This is a genomic window from Halomonas sp. A29, assembly GCF_046723295.1.
Taxonomy (GTDB): Bacteria; Pseudomonadota; Gammaproteobacteria; order Pseudomonadales; family Halomonadaceae; genus Halomonas.
The window spans coordinates 178,995-200,723 of the sequence record NZ_JAXQPR010000002.1 but is presented as its reverse complement, the minus strand read 5'-3'; the positions used below and the strand labels follow the sequence as shown (position 1 = coordinate 200,723).

At 63.2% G+C, this 21,729-nt stretch carries 19 protein-coding genes and 1 other RNA gene; 9 read left to right on the top strand and 11 right to left on the bottom strand.

Annotated elements, in window-relative coordinates; translation table 11 throughout:
- Window positions 1–8 precede the first annotated feature (8 nt).
- Window positions 9–1,283 carry an ArgE/DapE family deacylase gene (locus SPH52_RS04360; protein ID WP_411793770.1) on the top strand — a complete coding sequence of 425 codons (1,275 nt, stop codon included), beginning with the start codon at window positions 9–11 and terminating at the stop codon, window positions 1,281–1,283.
- Window positions 1,284–1,414: 131 nt separating this feature from the next.
- On the opposite strand, the gene SPH52_RS04355 is transcribed toward SPH52_RS04360, so the two are convergent.
- Together SPH52_RS04355 and ffs are read right to left on the bottom strand one after the other, a co-directional pair.
- Window positions 1,415–1,720, bottom strand: coding sequence for a hypothetical protein (locus tag SPH52_RS04355; RefSeq protein WP_411793769.1), 306 nt, complete (start codon window positions 1,718–1,720; stop codon window positions 1,415–1,417).
- Between the two features lie 256 nt (window positions 1,721–1,976).
- Window positions 1,977–2,073: signal recognition particle sRNA small type (ffs, locus tag SPH52_RS04350), an RNA gene on the bottom strand.
- A 211-nt stretch (window positions 2,074–2,284) separates the two neighbouring features.
- Here ffs and SPH52_RS04345 point away from each other — a divergent pair.
- Window positions 2,285–3,508: an ATP-grasp domain-containing protein gene (locus tag SPH52_RS04345; RefSeq protein ID WP_411793768.1), complete on the top strand. Its 1,224-nt coding sequence runs from the start codon at window positions 2,285–2,287 to the stop codon at window positions 3,506–3,508.
- A gap of 43 nt (window positions 3,509–3,551) precedes the next feature.
- A complete protein-coding gene (locus tag SPH52_RS04340) occupies window positions 3,552–5,600 on the top strand; it encodes a hypothetical protein (protein WP_411793767.1) in 2,049 nt (682 codons plus the stop codon).
- Here SPH52_RS04340 and SPH52_RS04335 read toward each other — a convergent pair.
- Window positions 5,594–6,622 (bottom strand): AbrB family transcriptional regulator, encoded by a 1,029-nt coding sequence (locus tag SPH52_RS04335; protein ID WP_411793766.1) that lies wholly within the window; start codon window positions 6,620–6,622, stop codon window positions 5,594–5,596. The genes SPH52_RS04340 and SPH52_RS04335 overlap by 7 nt on opposite strands.
- Before the next feature lie 80 nt (window positions 6,623–6,702).
- On the opposite strand from SPH52_RS04335, the gene SPH52_RS04330 reads away from it, so the two are divergent.
- Entirely contained in the window at window positions 6,703–7,467 is a 765-nt protein-coding gene (locus SPH52_RS04330; protein WP_411793765.1) for a TlyA family RNA methyltransferase, read from the top strand.
- 6 nt (window positions 7,468–7,473) lie between these two features.
- On the opposite strand, the gene mscK is transcribed toward SPH52_RS04330, so the two are convergent.
- A complete protein-coding gene (gene mscK, locus SPH52_RS04325) occupies window positions 7,474–10,809 on the bottom strand; it encodes a mechanosensitive channel MscK (protein ID WP_411794100.1) in 3,336 nt (1,111 codons plus the stop codon).
- A gap of 325 nt (window positions 10,810–11,134) precedes the next feature.
- Between mscK and SPH52_RS04320 the strand changes: the two genes are divergently transcribed.
- From SPH52_RS04320 to SPH52_RS04305, 4 genes are all read left to right on the top strand, one after another.
- Window positions 11,135–12,169 (top strand): phospholipase A, encoded by a 1,035-nt coding sequence (locus SPH52_RS04320; protein ID WP_411794099.1) that lies wholly within the window; start codon window positions 11,135–11,137, stop codon window positions 12,167–12,169.
- A 75-nt stretch (window positions 12,170–12,244) separates the two neighbouring features.
- Window positions 12,245–12,577, top strand: a complete 333-nt coding sequence (locus tag SPH52_RS04315; protein ID WP_411793764.1) for a YqjD family protein — start codon at window positions 12,245–12,247, stop codon at window positions 12,575–12,577.
- On the top strand, window positions 12,577–12,978 hold the full coding sequence (locus tag SPH52_RS04310; RefSeq protein ID WP_411793763.1) for a phage holin family protein: 402 nt from the start codon (window positions 12,577–12,579) through the stop codon (window positions 12,976–12,978). The genes SPH52_RS04315 and SPH52_RS04310 overlap by 1 nt, the downstream gene beginning before the upstream one ends.
- Window positions 12,959–13,270, top strand: coding sequence for a YqjK family protein (locus SPH52_RS04305; protein ID WP_411793762.1), 312 nt, complete (start codon window positions 12,959–12,961; stop codon window positions 13,268–13,270). Before SPH52_RS04310 ends, SPH52_RS04305 begins: the two co-directional genes overlap by 20 nt.
- Window positions 13,271–13,290: 20 nt before the next feature.
- Here SPH52_RS04305 and SPH52_RS04300 read toward each other — a convergent pair whose 3' ends face one another.
- The 4 genes from SPH52_RS04300 to SPH52_RS04285 form a co-directional block, all read right to left on the bottom strand.
- Window positions 13,291–13,941 carry a hypothetical protein gene (locus SPH52_RS04300; RefSeq protein WP_411793761.1) on the bottom strand — a complete coding sequence of 217 codons (651 nt, stop codon included), beginning with the start codon at window positions 13,939–13,941 and terminating at the stop codon, window positions 13,291–13,293.
- 64 nt (window positions 13,942–14,005) lie between these two features.
- Window positions 14,006–14,971 carry an L-histidine N(alpha)-methyltransferase gene (egtD, locus tag SPH52_RS04295; protein ID WP_411793760.1) on the bottom strand — a complete coding sequence of 322 codons (966 nt, stop codon included), beginning with the start codon at window positions 14,969–14,971 and terminating at the stop codon, window positions 14,006–14,008.
- A gap of 1 nt (window position 14,972) precedes the next feature.
- Entirely contained in the window at window positions 14,973–16,286 is a 1,314-nt protein-coding gene (gene egtB / locus SPH52_RS04290) for an ergothioneine biosynthesis protein EgtB (RefSeq protein ID WP_411793759.1), read from the bottom strand.
- 111 nt (window positions 16,287–16,397) lie between these two features.
- Complete coding sequence (locus tag SPH52_RS04285; RefSeq protein ID WP_411793758.1) at window positions 16,398–17,612, bottom strand: NAD(P)/FAD-dependent oxidoreductase; 1,215 nt, start codon at window positions 17,610–17,612, stop codon at window positions 16,398–16,400.
- 329 nt (window positions 17,613–17,941) lie between these two features.
- On the opposite strand from SPH52_RS04285, the gene SPH52_RS04280 reads away from it, so the two are divergent.
- Window positions 17,942–18,871, top strand: a complete 930-nt coding sequence (locus SPH52_RS04280; RefSeq protein ID WP_411793757.1) for a helix-turn-helix domain-containing protein — start codon at window positions 17,942–17,944, stop codon at window positions 18,869–18,871.
- 101 nt (window positions 18,872–18,972) lie between these two features.
- Here the strand turns inward: SPH52_RS04280 and SPH52_RS04275 are convergent, their stop codons facing one another.
- From SPH52_RS04275 to SPH52_RS04265, 3 genes are read right to left on the bottom strand one after another with little or no spacing between them, the layout of a single operon-like run.
- Entirely contained in the window at window positions 18,973–20,238 is a 1,266-nt protein-coding gene (locus SPH52_RS04275) for a pilus assembly protein TadG-related protein (RefSeq protein ID WP_411793756.1), read from the bottom strand.
- Between the two features lies 1 nt (window position 20,239).
- Complete coding sequence (locus SPH52_RS04270) at window positions 20,240–20,683, bottom strand: TadE/TadG family type IV pilus assembly protein (RefSeq protein WP_411793755.1); 444 nt, start codon at window positions 20,681–20,683, stop codon at window positions 20,240–20,242.
- A gap of 56 nt (window positions 20,684–20,739) precedes the next feature.
- Complete coding sequence (locus SPH52_RS04265) at window positions 20,740–21,699, bottom strand: tetratricopeptide repeat protein (protein ID WP_411793754.1); 960 nt, start codon at window positions 21,697–21,699, stop codon at window positions 20,740–20,742.
- Window positions 21,700–21,729: the final 30 nt, after the last annotated feature.

Sequence of the window (21,729 nt, the reverse complement as noted above, 5' to 3'; positions counted from 1 at the left end):
AGGTTTAGATGCTCGATGCCACCGAAAAACGCCTTGTCGAGCGCTGCGAGGCGATGCTGGACGACACCCTGGCGCTGACCTGCGACCTGGTACGTGGCTACAGTGTTCTGGGTCAGGAGCATGGCGCCCTTGAAACCATGGAACGCTGGCTAGGGCGCCTCGGACTGCCAACCACCCGAGTGCCGCTGGATGCCCCTGGCTTCGCCGAGCACCCCCATCGTGCGCCCACCGAGTGGGCCAGTGACGGACGATACAATCTGGTGGCCCAGCTCAACGCGGGCGCCCCGGGGCCACACCTGGTATTCAACGGCCACCTGGACGTGGTGCCTGCCGATCCCATCGATATGTGGAGCCGCCCACCCTGGGAGCCATGGGAGAAGGACGGTTGGCTCTATGGCCGCGGAGCCGGAGACATGAAGGCCGGTATCGCGGCCATGACCATGGCCGTGCACGCCGTACGCGAAGCCGGTGTATCCATCGACTTTCCGTTGACCCTGCAGACAGTAATCGAGGAGGAGTGTACCGGCAACGGCGCCCTGGCCTGCCTGCACCAAGGCTACAGCGGTGATTTCGTGTTGATTCCCGAACCCTTCGGCGCGCAAATCTATACCGGCCAGGTGGGGGTGCTGTGGTTCCGCATACGCCTGGACGGCGTGCCGGCACACGTGCTCGATACTCGCGCCGGACGCAACGCCATCGAAATACTGGTCGAGTACCTGCCCGCCTTCACGGCGCTCGAAAAAGAGATCAACGCCCTGCCACGCCAGGCGCCCTACGATACACTCGACAGCCCCTTCAATCTGAGTATTGGCAAGATCGAGGGCGGTAACTGGGCCTCCAGCGTACCGGCCCATGCCATCCTCGAAGGTCGCATCGGCTTCCCGCCGGCCATGACACCCGATGAGGCGATGAACCGCGTCCGCCGATGCGTCGAGGCACGCCACGCCGAGCTCGGTGATAGCAGCCCTGCGCCACGCGTCGAGTTCCACGGCTTCCGCTCGGAGGGCTTCCTGGTCGATCTCGAGACGCCGGGTATTGCGCTGCTCACGCGCTGCCACCAGGATCTGCTCGGCGAACCACCCAAGCCCTACCTCTCCACCTGCACCACCGACCTGCGTGCCTTCCACGTCAGCGGCAAGATCAACGGCACCTGCTACGGCCCTGTGGCCCAGCGCATCCACGGCGTCGACGAGTGCGTGGAGGTCGACTCGATCCGCCACGTGCTGACTACCTATGCACTGTTCATTCACCGCTGGGCGCAGTTGGCCAAGTCCACAAGCTGATCATGGACGTCGTCCGACCGTTGCCTGCATCTCGCCCGGTCTGGCGCCGGTAATCAACGCAAGCGGGGAGGCCATTGGCCTCCCCGCTCGTTCGTCTCTGCTACCGTCTGTTCGTCTCGCCGCTGCCAGGCTCAGGCGCAATCTGCCGCACCTTGACCGAACATGTCGAACAACAGCTCGCGACCCATGGCGGTCAGCACGAAACGACCGTGCTCGTTGTATACCGCGGCCTCGCTGCTCTCCAGCACCTGCTGGCAGGCGGGCCACTCGCGGGAGGCTTCGCGCAGCTGGCGCAGAGCGCTACCGTCGAGCCCGCGGAAGGGAATCGTGATGGTTTCCAGCACATGACCCTGCTGATAGAGCATGAAAGCGGCATTCGAAAGGCACTGACGCAGGCTGCGCTGAATGGCGGCATTGGGCGTGGTGTCGATCGGCATGTGCGCTATCTCCCATGGATTTTGCTGCACTGCATATTAACACCAAAGTCGAACACCACCAAGGTCTAAGAGACCATCGTTCCCCTTCGCCCATCCCCGGAGGAAAGGACGTATTTCGGCTCCTGACGCAAAAAGGGGGCCACAACGAATAGGCGAAACACGGCGCCAATCGCTAAAGGGGGTAAATATAAGCAGCAGGATCACGGCCCAGAGGAATGTCTGGATTCAGGAAATCAGAGGGCCGAAATGGAGGCGGCCCCGACAGCCACATCCCGGCACACGCGGCCACCACTACCGTTGCTCCCTTCCGGGCCTGGCGGGGTTTGCGGTTTAGCGTTGCGGGAGGACCGACGAGGCCACCACGACACGATGCTGTAAAGGGCACCGAACCCGACCAGCATCAATGGCTTGCCGAGTGCGCGTGCACTATACCAGCGGTATCGGGAGCGGGCAAGGATAGGTGCGCCTACCTTCCCGCCCCTGTGAGGAGGGCCTCAAATCAGCTAGGGTAAAGAGAGCAAGGGAACATGAGGAGAACGACCCCGCCCCTAGAGGAGATGCCCCATGGACAAGAAGTCCGACAAAGGCTACATCGCATTACTCGGCTGGAGTCTCAATGCCATCGAGGCCGCCGAGAATTTCGATCGCCGCTATATCGTTGTAGCACCGGAATGGGCAGAAGAGTACTGCCAGAAGCACGACATTCCTCATATCCCATGGAATTTCGAACGCTTGAACGACCGCTCCATGGAAATCGCCGAAACCTTGCAGGAGATGGGTGTGGACGTGGCGATTCCTCTGTTCGAGGAGACCGTCGAATGGGCAGGTGCCATCAACTCGCTTCTGCTCGACAACCCTCGCCTATATGGCCAATCGTTGCTGCTGCGCGACAAGGCGCTGATGAAGCGGCGCGCCCAGCTGGGCGGCATTCGCGTAGGGATTTTCGAAGAAGCCCACGACAAGGGCGACGTGATCCGTTTCCTCAAGCGCGTCAACCAGACCCTGCTCAAGCTCGACGGCGACCCCAACGACCCCATACACCTCAAGGCCTTCGACAAGGCCGGCTGCCTGGGGCACCGGGTGATCCGTACGCCTGACGAAGTCGATACCATTCCCGACGAGGAGTTTCCGGTACTGATGGAGTCACACCTGGACGGCTGGGAATTCGCCGTCGAGGCATGGATCCATGATGGCAAGATCGCCTTCCTGAACATCTCGGAATACGTCACCCTGGGCTATTCGGTGTTCGTTCCCGCCTCGCCGGAACTCGAACGGTACCGCCCGCAAATAACCGCCCAGATCGAGAAATTGATCAAGGCCTTCGATATCGATTTCGGCCTGATCCATCCCGAGTACTTCGTCACCAGCGACGGCGAAATGTATTTCGGCGAAGTTGCCTACCGCCCGCCGGGTTTCAAGGTGTTCGAGCTGCTCGAGCGGGTCTACGGTTTCAACGCCTATCAGGCCAGCATGCTGGTGTTCGACCCCAAGAGTACCGCCGATGAGGTCAAGGCCTTCTTTCCCAGGGAGGTGGAAGATGCCAAGTGCTACGCCGGCTGCTTCGGTGTCTATCCACGGCGCCGTGTGGTCAGCCGTCTGGAAATTCCCGAAGAGGTCGAGGACGACCCTTACTTCGAATCCCACGAGCTCACCCCACCCATGGAGGAAACCGTGACCAAGCGTACCGCTTTCGGTACTCACTGGGGGCTGATCTACTTCAAGGGCGAAGATCCCCACCGGTTGAGAGACCTGCTGAAGCACCAGGAAGAGCTTGATTTCTACATCTGATCAAGGCGTCATGTTCATCACAGCCTGATCACAAGGAGTCGGCGTGACCACGAACCGGCACACGCATGAGTCCAACGCGCCACTGGAGGATGACAAGCTCCACCGGTTGTTGGCAAATCTCGACGAGGCGACCACTCTGCTCGGCGAGGCTCGCGACTTCGCCAAGCCGGGCAAGGTTTCCCGCGTGCTGGATACTGCGCGCCGCGTGCTGCTTCAGCCCGGCGGAGTCGCCGCCCTGGAGGCCCGCGCCAAGGCGCTCGAGGAAGCCGGGGTGTTCCTGGGCTCCGACTGGGCCACGCCACAGTACCTGCTGCCTTCGTTGACCACTCATGCGCTCAAGAGCTCTGCAGCCGATACATTAGTGATCGAGGCATTGAGCGAGCTGCGGCTACTGGCAGTCGCAAAGGGCGAACATCTACATACGCTGATTTCCGCCGAGCAGGCTCACCACTACCTGACCCAGGTACTGGCGATCAACCTGTGGCTGCTGTTCAGCGCTCCCAGCGAGGCAGAGAGAGAGACCCAGGGGCGGCTGGCGCAGATCCCCCGTTACCTGTTCCACCATCTGGCCGAGGGCATAGGCTACGAGCACATCATCGACAAGCTGATCGAGGAGATCTGGCGCATTCTCCAGCAGCGCCCGATCCAGGTAGAGGCCGTCAAGCAGATGATCACCCAGATCGCCATCTGCCAGGCCGCCCCCGACATCGACCTGGGTTCCAGCGGCCAGGGTGCCGATCGTCTGGTGAGTTCGCTGTACGGCCCCACCCGCGCCTGCCGGGAAGACCCGGGGCTTGAGGTCTACCGCGAACGCCTGGGCAGCATGGACAATACCGCCCTACAGGGTGAGGCCACCGGCTTTGCCCGTGCCATGCACGATACGGGGCTGGTGTCGCCCTACCACCCGGTGCTGCTGCGTCACCTGCTCGAGCATAGCGACCATCTCGTTACCGAGGCCCTGGGCCTCTCTTCCACCGGACGCGACTGCCTGCTGTGCTATCGCGAACTTGCCCACGCCTTGATCCGGGGTGCGGTACATCCGACTACACCCCAGGCAGTCTATGGCCTGTCGTTGATGCTGGAGCGAGGCATTCTCTACCAGCCCCCGGTGGCCCCCGCCATGTGGCGACAGCTGGGGCTGCCGCTCTCCGAGTGGTCCCAGGCGCGCCTCACTCTCGCCTTCGGCGAGACGGCCTCCCCTCGTGCCCGCTTGCTCGAGGGCGTGCTGTGCATGCTCGGCCAGCCCCTTGGCGTTGGCCAAGGCAACAACCCGACCTGCCAATCGGCACGAGCGCTCTCCATGTGGGCCTACAACGACCCCGATTACCTGCTGCAGATGGTGGCCTGGGCGGCCCGTGACGATGAAATCGTCATGCACTTCGAGGGGCAGCCTATCTCCTCGATGGAGAGCAGCGGCGGTGTGGCCCAGAGCCTGCCCATGGACCTCGACCCCGTATCGCTGATCGTGGTGCCGCACCTGGACCGCATCTATGCCGAGATGGGCCGGCGCTGCATCGGCCGCGAGGGCGACCCGCACCGCTGGGTCAACCCGGAATTCCACGGCTGGTGGGCGGGCCGTGGTTTTCGTATCAATGTGGATGTCGCCACCGGCCAGCTCCACGAACTCGATACCTTTCTGCGCCACTTCTATGCCAGCTACCACCCCTACTACAACGGCAACCAGCCTCTCATCCACCCGCAACCGTCGGGCATCGCCGTCACCGACAGCGCGGCCCGCTTCATCGGCTGGCACGCCATCACCGTCTTGCGGGTCTCACTCGACCCGGACGATGTGATGCGGGTCTATTTCTTCAATCCCAATAACGACAGCGGCCAGGACTGGGGCGATGGTGTACAAGTCAGCACCGCCGGCAAGGGCGAGCGCTTCGGTGAAGCCTCACTGCCCTTCGAACAGTTCGCCTCACGCCTCTACATCTTCCACTACGACCCGCTGGAGCGGGGCGAGCTGGCCCAGGTCAGCCAGGAGGAACTCGACCGGGTGACGCAGTACATTCATCGCAGTTGGGGGGCCAACCGTATCCCGGCGGCAGAATTGCAGGCCGATTCCGGCCCACGGCCCCAGGATCACTGATCAAGACGTCGTCGCAGCCAGCGCGCCCAGAACGGCGCAAAGAACATCAGCGCCACCATACGCAGCAGGTGGTGGAAGGCGACGAACACGGGGTCGAGGTCCAGCGCCACGGCAAGTATCGCCATCTCGCCGATGCCGCCGGGCGCCAGGGCCAGCAGGGCTACGTCGCGGGGCACGTCGAGCAGGCGATGAATCAGCTCGGCGAAGCCGGCCAGCACCGCCAGCGCCAGCAGCGTGGCAATGAAGGCTTCGAACAGGTAGCGGCCCAGCCTGGCCGAGGAGAGCCCGCGGAAGCGCGAGCCGATGGCGCAGCCGAGCACCCACAGCATCACGTTCATGCCCCAGTCCGGCAGGCGCAGGCTGGCGATATCGAAGCCGGAGAGCAGACCGGCGAATAGCAGCGGTGCCAGCAGCGTATGGCTGGGCAATCGTAGCCACCGCCCCAAGGGGAACAGCAGAGGCAAGGCCAGCAGCATCCAGGCAGCGGCAAAGCCGTTCTCGATCTCTCCTGCTTGCGCCGCAGCCCCGCCTTCATAGGCCCAGAACAGCGGCGGCAAAATCATGATCACCAAGATGATGCGCAACGACTGGGCGATGGCGATGCGCCGCGGGTCGCCGCCGCACTTCTCCCCCATCAGGATCATGGCCGTCATGGCTCCGGGAGCGGAGGCGAACCAGGCGCTGACGGAATCGAAGCCGCAGCGCCGGTACCAGGCGGCCGCCGCCGCGGTGGATGCCGCCACACCGAGCAATAACAGCGCGGCGGAAATCGGCCAGTCGAGTACCCGCTCGGCCAACTGGGGAGTTACCTGGCTGCCCAGCACCAGGCCGAGTACGCCGAGAAAAGTCTCGCGCAGCGGCTCGGGCACGCGCACGTCGCCCCCCTTCGCCGAGACGATCAGGTTGGCGGTCAAGGGCCCCAGCATCCATGCCAGCGGCATACCGATGAAGTGGAAAGTCAGCCCACCCAGTACCCCGAAGGCCAGCGACCTGGCCAGTGCCGTTCCTTCGGTTCGATTCACGCGAGCCCCTTCTGTTAACCGGCTAACGAAATGATTATGCCATAATGCCAGCTTCGCTTCTGGCTGCCGGAGTCCCTGCCATGCCCCGCCTCGATCAGTTGCTCGTTTCCAAGGGCCTGGCCCGCTCACGTACCCGCGCCCAGCGGCTGATTCGCCATGGCCGAGTGAGCCTTGTCGCAAGCGGACGCATACTGAACAAACCGGGGGAAAAGCTGCCCGAAGAAGTGCGGCTTGCAGTGACGGAAGACCCCGAGGAACGCTACGTCTCACGGGCGGGGCTGAAGCTCGAGGCACTGATCGAAACGCTGGGACTCGAGCTGAAGGAAAAACTGGTGCTCGACGTGGGCCAGTCCACAGGCGGCTTCACCGACTGCGCCCTGGCCTTCGGAGCGCGTCACGTGATCGGCATCGAGGTGGGCCACGGCCAGCTCGACCCCGAGCTGCGCGGGGAGCCCCGGGTCACCTGCCTGGAAGGCATCAATGCGCGAACCATGGCCGACGAGCCACGGCTGCACGACGCGTTCGCCGAGCGTGGCGCCGCAGCGCCCGAGGTGGTCGTGATGGACGTCTCGTTCATCTCGCAGACGCTGATCCTGCCGCAGATTGCCCAACTGCTGCACAGTGGTGGGCACCTGCTGAGCCTGGTCAAGCCGCAATTCGAGGTAGGCCCGGGCGGCGTCAACTCACGCGGCATCGTGAGCGACCCGGCCCGCTATGCCGAAGTGGAAACCGCCATTCGCACGTGTTGCGGCGAGCAGGGGCTCGACATTCGACACTGGCAGGAGAGCCCGATCACCGGAGGCGATGGCAACCGGGAGTTTCTGCTCCACGCCGTGAAACGCTAGACCCTCTCAACGCCCGCCATCGCCCCCATCCCCGCCGCCATCTCCGATCTCGATATCGCCCGGATCGCCAGCTGCGCCCGGCGGCGGATGGTCGAGTTCCCGTGCGCTGCCCGGTTTCACGCTCTGTACTTTCTTCTCTGGCCCACCGCTACGGTGGAGCCAGACATCGAGCTGGTTGAAGGCGATATCGATCCCGTGTTCGGCGAACAGCTCGCCGACCCGGCAGTTGATCTCGTCGGTGGCGTAGAGTCGGTCGCCCAGGGCATTGACGAAGATACGCAGCTCGAAGTTGAGGGTGCTCTCGCCGTAGTCCATGAAGAAGACCTGCGGCTCGGGGTCGCCGAGCACCCGCGGGTTCTCGTCGGCCGCCTGCCGTAGCAAGCGATGTACCAGCCGCTGGTCCGAGCCATAGGAGACGCCGAATGCCAGCACCACCCGAGTGACCGTATCCGACAGCGACCAGTTGATCAGTTGATCGGTGACGAAGGTCTTGTTGGGAATGATGATTTCCTTGCGGTCGAAATCAGTCACCGTGGTAGCGCGGATACGAATTCTGCTCACCGTGCCGGTGAGGTTACCCAGGGTGATGGTGTCGCCGATGCGCACCGGCCGTTCGAACAGGATGATCAGGCCCGAGACGAAGTTGGCGAAGATCTCCTGCAGGCCGAAGCCCAGGCCCACACCCAGCGCTGCCACCAGCCACTGCAGTTGGCTCCATGCCACGCCCAGAGTGGCCAGCGCCACCACTAGCCCGGTACCGACGATGGTGTAGGAGAGCAGCGCCGAAATGGCGTAGGCGCTGCCCTGCTTGAGCTCCAGCCGCGACAGCACCATTACCTCGAGCAGGCCTGGCAGGTTGCGCGCCATGACCAGCGTCAGCACGAAGACCAGCGCCGCAGTGACAATATCGGCGACCGACAGTGCGCTGGTGACGAGCTCATTGCCTACGCCTTCTCCCGCTTCCCAGATCGCCACATCGTCCAGATAGCCGAGCACGGTGAGCAGATCGGCCCATACCACGTAGAGCAACAGGGCAAAACCGATCAGCAGGATCAGCTTGGAGAGGCGCAGCGACTGTTGGTTGATCTGCTCCATGTCCAACGGCGGCTCTTCCACCACCTCGAGCCCACCCTCGGCGCCCTCCTGGGCCTGGGCCCGCCGCCGCATCAGCGCGCGCCTGAACGCCAGCCGACGGGCCGCCACTGCCAGACCGCGTACCACCGATGCCTCGACCAGGATCCACATCGCCAACAGATAGAGCGTAATGACGAATCGGCCGATCAGGCTTAGCGCGGTGTATTCGAAGCCGGAAATGATCAGCCCGACCAGCACCAACGGTACGGCGGCCATGATCAATCCCAGTATCAGGCGGAACAGCTTGACGCCGAAGAACGGCGTATGTGCCAAGATCAACCTCGCCAGCAGGACGCTCATGGTCACCATTCCGACCAGTAGCAGCGTCAGTGCGATGGGCCGCGTGGTCAGGCTGATTTCACCATCGCGAGCCAGGGCGGAGATCAACAGTACCGGTACCAGCGATACGCCGAGCCAGCCGAGCAACCAGCGCAACCGCGAAACGTAACCCGAGGGCCAGTAGAAGTGTTTTGTCGCCACGCCGTCGCGTACCAGCAGGCGCCGCGACCAGGCGATGAAGGCCCAGGCCAGGGCCAGGTGCAAAAAGGCCTGCCCCAGGCCCGACGCGATCCCTGCTTCGATGGCAATCAATGAAGCCCCGATACCGGCCAGGGTCATCGGCCCCGGCAAGGCCAACAGAGCGTTGAGGCCGACCGCAATAGGCGTATGCGCCTGGGAATCGCTGCGCAGTCGACCGATCTGCTCGTGCAATGCGGCCAGCCGACGCTGGATACGACGGCGCAGCCCCAGCAGCAGCCCCGCCACCAGCACGAAGGGAACGCCTGCCAAGGCCTCGCCCCCCGGGGTACGCCAGTGTACCGGTAGCACCTCGCGCCACTCGCCCTGCCGCCACTCGGTGGCTAGGTTGGCAGGAAGGTGACGGAACCAGGCCAGGTCCAGCGGCCGGGTATTGGCGATCCAGAACAGCTGCTCGTCGATGGTGGTGCGCAGCTCACGCGAGGTTTCCAGCAGCTGCTGCTGGTTGAGCTGCAACTCGATGGCCGCACTCAGCAGGCTGCCGTAGGTCTGCTCAAGTTGATCCACCAGTTGACGGCGCGAATGGTAAAGCCCTTGCAGGGAGTCGACCAATGCCTGACTGACTTCGACCCCGGCCTCCTCGAGGCGCTGGTTGGCCAGGCGTTCGCCCTGACGCAGCGCATCGCGCTGGCGCACGAGGTCGAACTGGCGCAGGCGCAGGTCGGCGATCTCGTCCTGTAGGTTGCCCCTGGCATCGATCTGGGGCAGAGAACGACGCTGCTCGCGCAGGATGCGAGAGAGCAACAGGCTGCCGCGAATCGCCTCGATCTGCTCAGTGAGGCTACGCTGCAACTGGCGCACGTGATCGAGCTGGCTGCGGATGGCCAGACCCTCTCGCACCAGTCCGTTGTGGCGATCATTGGCCCGCAGCAGTTCGAGACTGAGTTCACGGTTGACCTGCTGGGCACGCTCCAGCACAGGGTGGCCGGCCTCGAGCAACGGATCGTCACGTGCGGCATCGGCGATTGCCTGCTCCGAAGCCATGCGGCGCTGGCGATCGATCACGCTCTGCAACAGTGCCAGCTCGGCTTCCTGTCGCGCAATCTGCTGGGTCAGCAAGTCGCGCCGCTGCTGTGCCAGTTCGCGCAGTCGTGTATTGCTGCCCAATTCGCGCTGACGCAACCGCAGCGTCCGTTCGGCCAAGCGCCGCTCGACCTGTAGTTGCCACAGCCGGGGCGAGTCTTCGCTGATGCCCTGGCCTTCCAATACGTCGAGTGAGCGGCGCGAACGTTCGGAAGCCTGCATCGCCTCGGCGATGGCCTGCTGAGCCCGCTCCGGCAGGGTCTGGGCGGAAAGCAGCTGAGCGTTGACGTCGGCCAGGCGATCCTGGAGCTGCTGCAGCTCGAACACCGCTTCCTGTTGGCGATACTCGAGCTCATCCAGCGGCACGTCATCGAGCTCGGCTATCGAACGATCAAGCGCCTCCTCCTCCTCTTGCAGCAGCTCACGCTCCAGGCGCAGCAGCTCGGCAGGGGCCTCCTCCAACCGCTGCTCCAGCGCCACGAGCCGCTCCTCGACCCCCTGTAACTGTTCAAGGGCATCCAGAGTGGCTTCCAGGGCATCGATAACGCGCTGTTCGGCGTCGGTGACGCTCTCGCCCTCCTCGGGACGCAGCTCAGCCAGGCGTTCTTCCACCGCTCCTTGATCGGGCAGGGCGTCGTCGGCTACCACACGGCCACAGACAAGGAGCAGCAATAGCAGGAAGAACCATGCGGGAAAGCGCCAGACCAACTGGCCAGCTCGACCTCGACGGCGATGCAGTGGATACGGCAAATCGTTCACTCTTGCTCTCGGTTGGGGGACCTGCGGCTTCGTGCTGATTCTCGGCCTCGTAGCAGCACAAGGCAATGGGAAGCTGTTACTATTCCCATTCAGTTCATGATTCGTCCAGCTCAGTTCCCGATCAGCGGGGGCGACGAATCCGCTCATGATTGACTTGATCGCCCGACATGGTAGAAACGGCGTTCATAGTCACGCTTCCTTCGGTCTCGATTCCATGATCCTTCGTCGTTCGTCTTTCAAGGCTGTCCTCGTGCTGCTGCTGGCCGGAGCCACCGGCGGTGCAATGGCCCAACAGGCTAGCTCCCTCTCCGATGAGCGAGCCGAGATAGAAGCGCGCATCCAGGCCTTGAGCGGTGAGCTCGAGAGCCTGCAACTGCGGCTGGAAGCCCTGCCGGAAGAAGAAGATGCCTGGCACGCCGAGATCGACGATCCCGTGCTAGAGGAAATCGCCCAGCGCCGGCAGTTGGAGCGAGAGTCGACCCGCAACCCGCTTGCCATCACGATGCACCGGCGCAATTACCTCTTCCCGCTGAGCTATACCACGCATCCCAATCATACGGCCTTCAATGACATCGCCGCCGACACCGGGCCCAATGATCTGGAGGTGAAGTTTCAGTTCAGCGCCAAGGTCAACCTTCTTGAAGATCTCTTCGGTACCACTGGAGATCTCTATTTCGCCTATACGCAACGGAGCTGGTGGCAAGCCTACAATACCGATGCCTCTTCCCCGTTCCGGGAAACCAACTACGAGCCTGAAGTCTTCGTGGATTTCGATAACAGGTGGCGCATGCTTGGCTGGACCAATACACGCAACCGCGTTGCCTTCAATCACCTCTCGAACGGCCGCTCCACGCCCCTGTCGCGCAGTTGGAACCGCCTTTATCTCGAAAGCATCTTTCAGCGTGGCGACTGGGCCGTCGCCGTGGCGCCGCACTGGCGCATACCGGAATCGGATGGCGATGACGACAACCCCGATATCGACCGCTACTGGGGCTATGGCGACATCACCGTAGCACGGCGCATCAACGGCGACCAGGAAGCCAGCGTCATGGTGCGCGGCAATCCCAGTGCCGGCAACATGGGTACCCAGGTCGACTACTCCTGGCCGTTGTTCGGCAACGTTCGCGGCCACGTCCAATACTACTACGGCTATGCCGAGAGCATGATCGATTACGACCACCGCAACCAGCGCCTGAGCTTTGGCTTCAGCGTCAATCCATTGTTCTCCGGCGCCGGCGGGGTGCGCTGAGCGCCTGGGTAACATTGAACTCGTTTGACTGACTGCTATGCTGAGCATGTCATTCATTGTCAAAGGAAGACTGTCATGGCATCTCGCACGCCGCAAACCGACGAAACCACTCGGCAGTTGAAGGAAGACCTGCACCAGCTCACCCGCACCATTGAGGAGCTGGTGAGTGCCACCGCCGACGATTCGCGCAGCAACATCAAGGAACTCCGCGAGCGCGCCGAGAAGCGTTTGAAGGATACCCGCGAACGTCTCGAGGCCCGCGGTGAGCGACTCTATGGTGAAGCCCGCGACTCCCTGCACCACCAGGCCGACGCCTGCGACCGCTACGTACACGACAACCCCTGGACCAGCATCGGCATCGGCGCCGCGGTGGGCGTAGTCATCGGCATGCTCATCGGGCGTCGCTGATGGCGTCGGGTGACGGACCGGTACAACGACTGTTCGATAACAGCAAGCGCTTGTTGGCAAGCTTGCTCGCCACCGGCGAGACGCGACTGCGTCTCGCCGTGCTGGAACTCGAGGAAGAACGGGGCCGCCTCGTTACCCTGCTGCTGCTGCTGGGCCTGAGCCTGGTACTCATGCTGTTGGGGCTGGGCATGCTCACGCTGCTGGTGGTGGTACTGTTCTGGGATACCCACCGCCTGGCTGCCATCGGCATCAGCGCCGTGCTGCTGCTGGGTGGCGGTGTCGGCATCGCCCTGCTGAGCCTCCGTCAGGCCCGGCGTCATACCCTGCTCAAGGAAACTCTGGCGCAGCTCGCCCTGGACCGCCACCTGATGGAGGAGCGTCGTGACACGTCGCGCCAGTGACCGGAGCCGCGGGCTGTCTCGCATACAGCGCAAGGCCGAACTCGTTGCCACCATCGAGCAGCAGCGTATCGACATCCTGGTCGCTGGGGAGCGCTGGCGACACGCCTCGGGGTCCCTTGATGCGGGCTGGCAGCATCTCAAGCGTTACCGGGGGGGGATATATCTGGCCGCCGGCGCCCTGCTGGTCGGCGCGGCACGCCACCCCGGCTCGCTGATCCGCACGGTCAAGCGGCTCGCTGCCGGCGGGCTGCTGCTAAATCGGGCGCGCAGACTTCTACAACAGCTTGGCTAGGCGTCGTCCGACGAACTTGCCTATAGCTGCGCTTCGGCGTGATGGCGGCGGCGTCCGGCACCGGGCACCCACTTCATCCAGCTCTCCCCATTCTTGAGGCGCTTCTCGATGAAGCGCCGGGTGCGACGCTGGCCTTCGCTGGTATCGGACGACCAGACCGCCAATGCCGCCAGGAACAGGCTGGTCAGTGCCATCTCCTCCACCTGGGCACGGCGGGTACCGTAGCGCGCCTCGAGCCGTGCCGCCTCGCGCAGCCACTGGACGGTGCGCGACAGGTCGAAGACCATCGGCACCCAGGTATGCGGATGCGGTAGGTGCGCCTTGGTCTTGAGCATCTGTACGGTGACCTGCCGGTGGGCGGCGAAGGTATCGAACCAGACCTGCAGGCAGTGTTCGATACGTACCCGCTCCGGCCAGTCGTCGAAGGTATCGGGCTTGGTGGCCAGCATGGCGCGCCAGCCGCGCTGAAACCAGGCATTGGCCACGGCATCCATATCACGAAAGCGCTCCAGCACCACGGACATCGGCAGCTCGAGGCTGTGCGCGATTTCGGAGAGGCGCACTGCCTGCCAGCCCCGCTCTTCTGCCTGGCGCACGGCTTCGTCGACGACAAGGTCGGCGAATGGAGACACCTCGGATTCTGAGGAGTCCTGAATCGCAATCATGGTCATGGCGGTCCCTCTGTTTCCAGCGTGGTTCTGTCATGCAGCATAGACCGGATCGCCACCAAGACCACTAGGCCGCACATTCCAGGTAATGGATACAGAACAGGGAATCGCGATCGATCCAGTGCGCCCGCGGCTCGAAGCCTGCGCGGCCGGCCAACTCGCGGAATCCTGCGACGCTGTACTTGTAGGAATTCTCGGTATGCAGGCTCTCGCCTTCGTCGAAATCGATCCGCTCACCTGCCACGCGGATGGCCTGGTTGCGCGAGCTCACCAGATGCATCTCGATGCGCGAATCGGCCTCATTGTAGAAGGCGCTATGCCGAAACGCCTGCGGCTCTACCTGTGCCTCGAACTCGTATCGCAGCCGTTCCAGCAGGTTGAGATTGAAGGCCGCGGTAATGCCGGCAGCATCGTTGTAGGCGGCATCGAGTATCGCCCGGTCCTTGATCAGGTCGACGCCGATCAGCAGCCCGCCTCCCGCGGGCAACAGCGTCGCCAGCCCTTCGAGGAAGCCTTCCGCTTCCTCGGGAGTGAAATTACCGATGCTCGAACCGGGAAAGAAGGCCACCGGGCGTTCTCCCGCCAGCCCTTCCGGCCAGGCCATGGGGCGCGTGAAGTCGGCGCAGGCGGCATGAACCTCGAGCCAGGGGTAGTCTTCTGCCAGACGACGGGTGCTCGCGAGGAGGAAGTCGCGAGAGATATCCACGCCCAGGTAGCAGGCCGGATGCAGCGCTTCGAGCAGCAGACGCACCTTGCGACTGGCTCCGCTGCCCAGCTCGATGAGGGTCGCGTCGCGACCGACCACTTCGGCAATTTCGGCGGCGGCAGAGCACAGAATCGCCTCTTCGGTACGGGTCGGGTAGTACTCGGGCTGCTCGCAGATGGCATCGAACAGTTCGGAGCCGCGCCGGTCATAGAAGAACTTGGGGGGAGTGTGCTTGGGCGTAGCGGCAAGCCCGGCCAGCAGTTCTTCTCTAAGCGAACCCACCGCCTCCGGCGGGTATTGGTCATGAAAGCGTATGAGCGGATTCATGTCATGCCTCCCTGGCGAGCCGAAAACCGGAAAACGCCCAGCGGGCGTGGGGCGGGAAGAAGTTTCGGTAGGTCAGGCGGATATGGTCGGCCGGGGTGGCACAACAGCCACCACGCAGCACCATCTGCCCCGACATGAACTTGCCGTTGTACTCGCCCAACGTGCCCGGCAGGGTACGAAACCCCGGATAGGGGCGGTAGGCGCTGCCGGTCCACTCCCAGACGTCGCCAAACAGCTGGCTCGGAGCCTGGGTCAGGGCTGTAGCGGCCACCGGCTGCTGGTGATCGCTCTCGACGAAGTTGCCGCTCGTGGCCACGTCGCGAGCGGCGGCCTCCCATTCCGCCTCGCTGGGCAGGCGGGCCCCGGCCCAGCGGGCATAGGCATCGGCCTCGAAGAAGCTCACATGGACCACCGGCGCATGCAGGTCCACCCGACGCAGTCCGCCCAGGGTGAAGTGATACCAGCCGTCGTCGCGCCTTACCCAGTACAGCGGCGCTTGCCAACCCTCCTGGCCGACCTGTTGCCAGCCGTCGGAGAGCCAAAGCTCGGGGCGCGCATAACCGCCGTCCTCGATGAAGGCCAGGAACTCGCCGTTGGTCACCGGACGGTTGGCCAGTTGGAACGCCTCGAGAAACTGGCGATGCACTGGCCCTTCGTTGTCGTAGGCGAAGCCGGCCTCCAGCTCATAGCCGATTGAGCGGATGCCCGCAGGGTGGTCAAGCCAGGCCAGCTCGCCAGGCGCCTCCTCCACAGGCGGCGATAGATCGTGACGATACGCGGGGCACAGCGGGTTCTGAGCAAGAATGTGCTTGATGTCCATGAGCAACAGCTCCTGATGCTGCTGCTCATGGTGCAGCCCCAGCTCCACGCGCCGCAGGATCTCCTTGGCGTGCTCGAGCGGTGGCGATTCCAGCAGCTCTGCCATGGCCGCGTCGACATGGGCGCGAAAGCGGTAGACATCGGCCACCGTGGGGCGCGACAGCGTTCCGCGCCGAGGCCGCGGGAAAGGCACGCCATGAGTCTCGTAGTAGGAGTTGAAAAGGAAGTCGTAGGCGGGGTCGAGCGTTCGGTAGCGTGGCTGGAAGGGAGCGAGAATGAAGGCTTCGAAGAACCAGGTGACGTGGGCGAGATGCCACTTCGGCGGGCTGACGTCATCCATGCTCTGGATCACGTAGTCCTCGGTACACAGTGGCTCGCAGAGCCGCTCGCTGGCCTGACGAACGCGCTGATAGCGTCTCAGCCACTCCTTGGTGTGCAGGGTATCGGGCGTTTCCAACTGGTGGGAGTTTTCCCACTGGTGGGCTTGGGGGGGCATGGCGCACTCCTGTGACTGACCATATCCTGGGACGAACCGATTTTCCCAGCGTAGCAATGTCCGAGAGAGCGCCCGGTTACGTTGCGTAAGGTTTTGTCGTTCACTCCACGCTTATAGTGAGAGCCCGCACGCCACGCCGGAAGCCCAGGCCCACTGGAAGTTGTAGCCACCGAGTTCGCCGGTCACGTCGAGCACCTCGCCGATGAAGCGCAGCTGCGGCAAGCCCTCGACGCTGAAGTCCTTCGATGAGATCGGTGCGGTATCGACACCGCCGAAGGTCACCTCGGCGGTACGCCAGCCCTCGGTGCCGGCAGGTTTGAGCCGCCAACGGCCAAGGCGCTCTTGCCACGCCTCGATGTGGGCATTGGAAAGTTCGGCCAGGGTGGGATCCTCGCCGTACCATTCGACCAGTGCCTGGGCCAGACGGCGCGGCAGGCGTTCGGCCAGCCAAGTGGAGAGCTGGCGACGCGCTGTTGCCTGGCGGGCCTCGGCCAGCCCAGCGGGAATGTCATGCCCCGGCAATAGATCGATCTCGAGTTCGTCGCCTGGCTGCCAGTAGCTCGAAATCTGCAGCATGCCGGGGCCGGAGAGGCCGCGGTGGGTGAACAGCATCGGCTCACGATAGCGCCGTTCACGCCCCGGCCCCAGCCGCTGGCCGGCGCGCACGGCACTCACTGCCACGTCGCAGGCCACCCCGGCCAGATCGGCCGCCCGCGCCTTCCACTGCGATGTGAGCGTGAACGGCACCAGCGCAGGGCGCGTCTCGGTGACGGCCAGGCCGAACTGGCGGGCGATGTCGTAGCCGAAGCCGGTGGCGCCCATGGTGGGAATCGAGAGGCCGCCGCTGGCGATCACCACCGCGCCGGCCTCGATGCGCCCCGCGGAAGTGACGAGCCGCATGCCCTCGCCTGCCCGTTCGATGCGCTCCACTGAGGTCTTCAGCCGCTGTTCGACCCCGGCCCACTCGCATTCGGTGAGCAGCACACCGAGCAACTCCTTGGCGGAGTGGGCACAGAACAGCTGGCCGGGGGCCTTCTCGACATACTCGACGCCATGCCGCTCCACCAGCTCGACGAAGTGTTCCGGGCGGTAGCGCTTCAGCGCCGAGATGCAGAAGTGCGGGTTGGCCGAGAAGAAGTTGGCCGGACCGGTGGCCAGATTGGTGAAATTGCAGCGCCCTCCCCCCGACATCAAAATCTTCTTGCCGGGCTTGTTGGCATGGTCGATCACCAGTACGCGACGCCCCGCATAGCCGGCCGTCAGTGCACACATCAGCCCGGCAGCGCCCGCGCCTACGATCACGACATCGAATCCAGAAGACGGCATGACGATTCCGTTGGCAGAAAGGGGGCCGATTCTAGCAGAACTCTCAGCCGCACAGGCAAGGTCGCGAGATCGTATGACCGGCCATTCCTGGTACTGGGCGGAATTTTCAACTTCTTCTAATTCAGTTTTTAGACTTATAAGCACAAGACCAAAGGATGAGAAATATAATTCTGTTGTTTCGTCATCTTCAATTACATTGGATAAGACATGCTCATCACAAAAGGTTACATAGACCCATTCTTAAAAAGCAAAAATTTACAAACAGCAAGACCCAACAAATAGAACTTATAAAGCATTATCACGCAAGGGATCCTGGAGGGACACTGCTAATGTCCACTCATGCCTACGTTCTCGTTGTGCTACGTACATTCGATGATCCTGAAGAGAAAGACTACCTACGCGCCCTGCAAAAAAAGGGCTACCCAGTAGAGTTGGTGACTGCCGACCAGGACCCCCTACCGATCCTGGTCTCTCATCCCCCCATCGCCGCCTGCTTCGAATTCGACTATCCCGACCTGCAGGGCCTGACCGACCTGAGACAGGCCAAGCAGCGTGCCGCTTCGGTGCCCCTGCTCATGATCACCCAGGCGCATTCGGAGAGCCTGGCCGTATGGGCCTTTCGCACCCGGGTCTGGGATTATTTCGTTCAGCCGGTCGATCTCGCCAGGTTCATGGCCGTCATGGAGAGCCTCTATCAGTTGAGATCGTTAAACGCCGGGACACAGGCCAGGAAACAGGCAGCCGAAGTCAGCAACCAGATCCCCCCGGAAGCACGACTTCACTGTCCCTCCTTTAACCATCATCGAATGCAGTTGCAGCGAGCCATCAGTTATATCGAACAGCACCTGCACCAGAAAGTGGCCCAGGCAGAAGTCGCCGAGCAGTGCGGCATCACGCCGTTCCAGCTCAGCCGGCTGTTTCGCAAACTCACCGACAACACCTTCCAGGGCTACTTGCTGGAACGGCGCATCGATGAAGCCAAACGGCTGCTTGCCAACCCCGGGATGTCGGTCACGGATGTCTGCTTCAGCGTCGGATTTCGCGATCTCTCCTACTTCACGCGCACCTTCCAGAAGCACGTCGGCCATACGCCGACTCTCTATCGTCAGTCGCTGAACCTTAACGGGGCTGTCTGCACGGCCGTTGAAGCTGGCCAGGTGCCGGCGAAGCCATGCGATGCACTAGCGCCTGCCGCCAAGCCCATCCATATCACTGGCCGTGCCAGCGATGCCGCCTGGAGCTTCAAGGCGTCGACTTGAGAGATACATCAGGCCTGAGCCTCGAGAGGAAAAAACCAGAAGCAAGACAGGGCGCTGGCCGAAATCATCGACCTGCGCCCTGCCGGCTTTTTTGGCGGGGCCTAATCCACCAGCACCGGTATCTGCGCCAGGATGCCGAAGTTCTCACCCCCCGTCTGCCCCTTGGGGTCGTGGTAGCTGCAACTGGGCAGGAAGTAGATGCTCTTCTGTTTCCAACCCGTCTGCTGTGGCTGGGAACTCCAGTAAGCCATGCTCCCATTGGGCTTCTGCAGGTTGAAGGCATCGACGAAGCTGTTCCAACGTTCTGCACCGCTCGTGCCACCATGGCTCCAGGTGCCCGGCGAGGTGCCGCTGCTGTCTTCCGGTGGCAGTTCCATCCGCTTTGGCGCCTGCTGGTCGATATGGTTGGCCTGGTCGTTGATCCACACGATATTGACGGTCACGGCCCCTACCAGCGGATTGCTCGGCGACACGCCCGACTCGCAGTCGATCACCGGCAGGGTCAGAGTCCAAACCTCCTCCTTGGCGGTCTTCTCAGCCCAGCAGTCATAAAGGTCACCGAAGGCTGAATTAATCTGGCCGTTATTGGTGGAGATATTCTCGCCGAAGCGCATCTCGTCGGGGTTGCCGTCACCGCACACCAACGGCCTCACCTCATTGGCGCTGGCCCCGCCACTGTCATTGTGCTGGAAGTTGGTCCAGCCGCCGGTCTGGTCGCCTTCGGGGATGAAGCGGCCGACACTGCAGGAGTAGTTACCCGAGGAGTCCACCAGGGCCTGCCGGCACAAAGCAATGGGCTGGTCAACGTCCTGCGGGCGCAGGTTGCCGGCAAAACCGATGTAGGCCACCGAGCGTGCCGTCATGTCGTAGCCGGGGAACCCGAAGATTCGCCCGAAGAAAGCCCCCACCTGGGTCTGCTGGCGGGCCGTTACGACCTCCACTGCGTTGATGAAATTCGCGTCTCCGTCGAGGTCCTCGGCAGTACGCTCGAACAGATCCACCGGCTCCAGGGAGTCGTTGGGCTCGAAGGTGCGAGTCGCAAAGCTCCAATGTCCGCGCAGCGCACTCAGCACTTCTACCGCCTCGTTCTGGCTGTTATTGGCCATGGCCGCCTCGGTAGCGACCTGATTGGCCCCCGAATTGACCGAGCTGCCGTCTGCCGTATAGAGCACACGGGCTCCCGCCAAGGATCCAGCGTCGGCAGCGTTATGCAGCTCGTTCCTGGCCACGTAGAGGTTGCCACCGTCCACGGCCAGGGCGGTGAAGGCCAGCAGCATGAAGAGGCCAACCGCCATCAGTACGAAGGAGATCCCGCGCTGGCGCTGCGGCGAACCATAGCGGCCACGCCTGGCAATGCTTGCGTTCATGTCATTCGGCCCTCATCACGGTGGTGGCACTGAGCTCGAGCACGTTGCCCAGGGTGCCGATGAAGCCGGGCAGCAGCAGGAACTGGTAGGGATAGTTGACCGTCACGATCAAGCTATCCCCGGCCTGCAGGGTCCCGCCATTGGGCCGCTCGATCGTGATCTCCATCTGTGCCGGCCCGCCCAAGGAGATCAGGAACTGTTCGGCATAGTCGCGGATCGCCTGCTCGATGGCGGCGTTTTCGCTTCCCGTGTCACGCGGCTCCGGTCGGAACAGGATGCCGGTTCGCGCCCCTTCACGACTGGCGTTGGTCAGCGTCGCCTTGTCGAACAGTGCGACGCTGAATTCGATGATGCCGAACAGCAGGATGAACAGCAGCGTGGCCGAAATGGCGAACTCCACTACCTCAGAACCCCGCTGACGGCGCGCCGAGCGTATCGTTTTCATGCCTCCCCCCTCCTCGCTCTTGCTGCCCCGCGCGATGGGCGTCGAGGCCAGGCCCGTCAGTTGATGGCTGGATTACCGTGACGCCGAATCAACTGATCCAGGCTGCGAGCGTTCTCGCTGGCCGTGACGTAGTACGCAGGCGACAGGCGCATCGCCTCTTCGAAGAAGCCCATGGCGTCCTGATAACGCCCCTCGAGCATCGAGATGTAGCCGATGTCGTTGTAGGCCTTGGCGCGGTCGCCGCTACGTGCCACCGCCTCGATGGCAGTCTCGAAATCCCCTTCGCGGGCATGCACCAGACCCAGGTTGCGCCAGGCCAGCTCATAGTTGGGGTTGGCGCTCAGCGCCTGGCGCAGCGCCTGACGAGCCCCTGCCAGGTCACCGGCCAGGTAACGGGAGTAGCCTTGGTTGTTGAGCACCAGCGGTATCCTGGTGTTCGTCTCCAGCGCTCGCGCATAGTGAGCCTGGGCAGCGGCATGATCGGTGCGTATGTCGGCGATCACACCCAAGGCGTTATGGGCTTGCCAGGGCGCCTCACGGCGTGCCGCAATCGGCGCCAGGAAGCGCTCGGCCTGCTCGTAGTCGCGCTGCTGGACCAGGATGATGCCAAGCGCCGTGCCCGCCCCGTGATGGCGCGGATCGATGTCCAGCACCCAGCGATAAGCCATGTCGGCAAGCTCATGATTGCCGCGGCCATGGTGGATGATACCGACTCGATATAGCGGGTCGGCCTGGGGTCGCTTCTCCATGCGCAGCCCGCGCAAATACTCGAACAGCGCCCGGTCGACATCTCCGGCTCGCAGGGCGGCATCGCCGTTGCGGTAAGCTTCTTCGGCGGAGCCCACCGGGAAGGCGGTGCCATAGGCCACTGACGACCCGCCGTTGCTCAGCGACCCATAGATATCACCCTCCTGGATCGAGCCCCCGGTTGCAGCACAGCCGCTCAGCGCCAGGGATAACGTGGCAACGGACCAGACGGTACGGAAACCCTTTGTCTTCTTGATGATGACTTTCATGACGATCCCTCCCGCTCGTTGATGACCTTG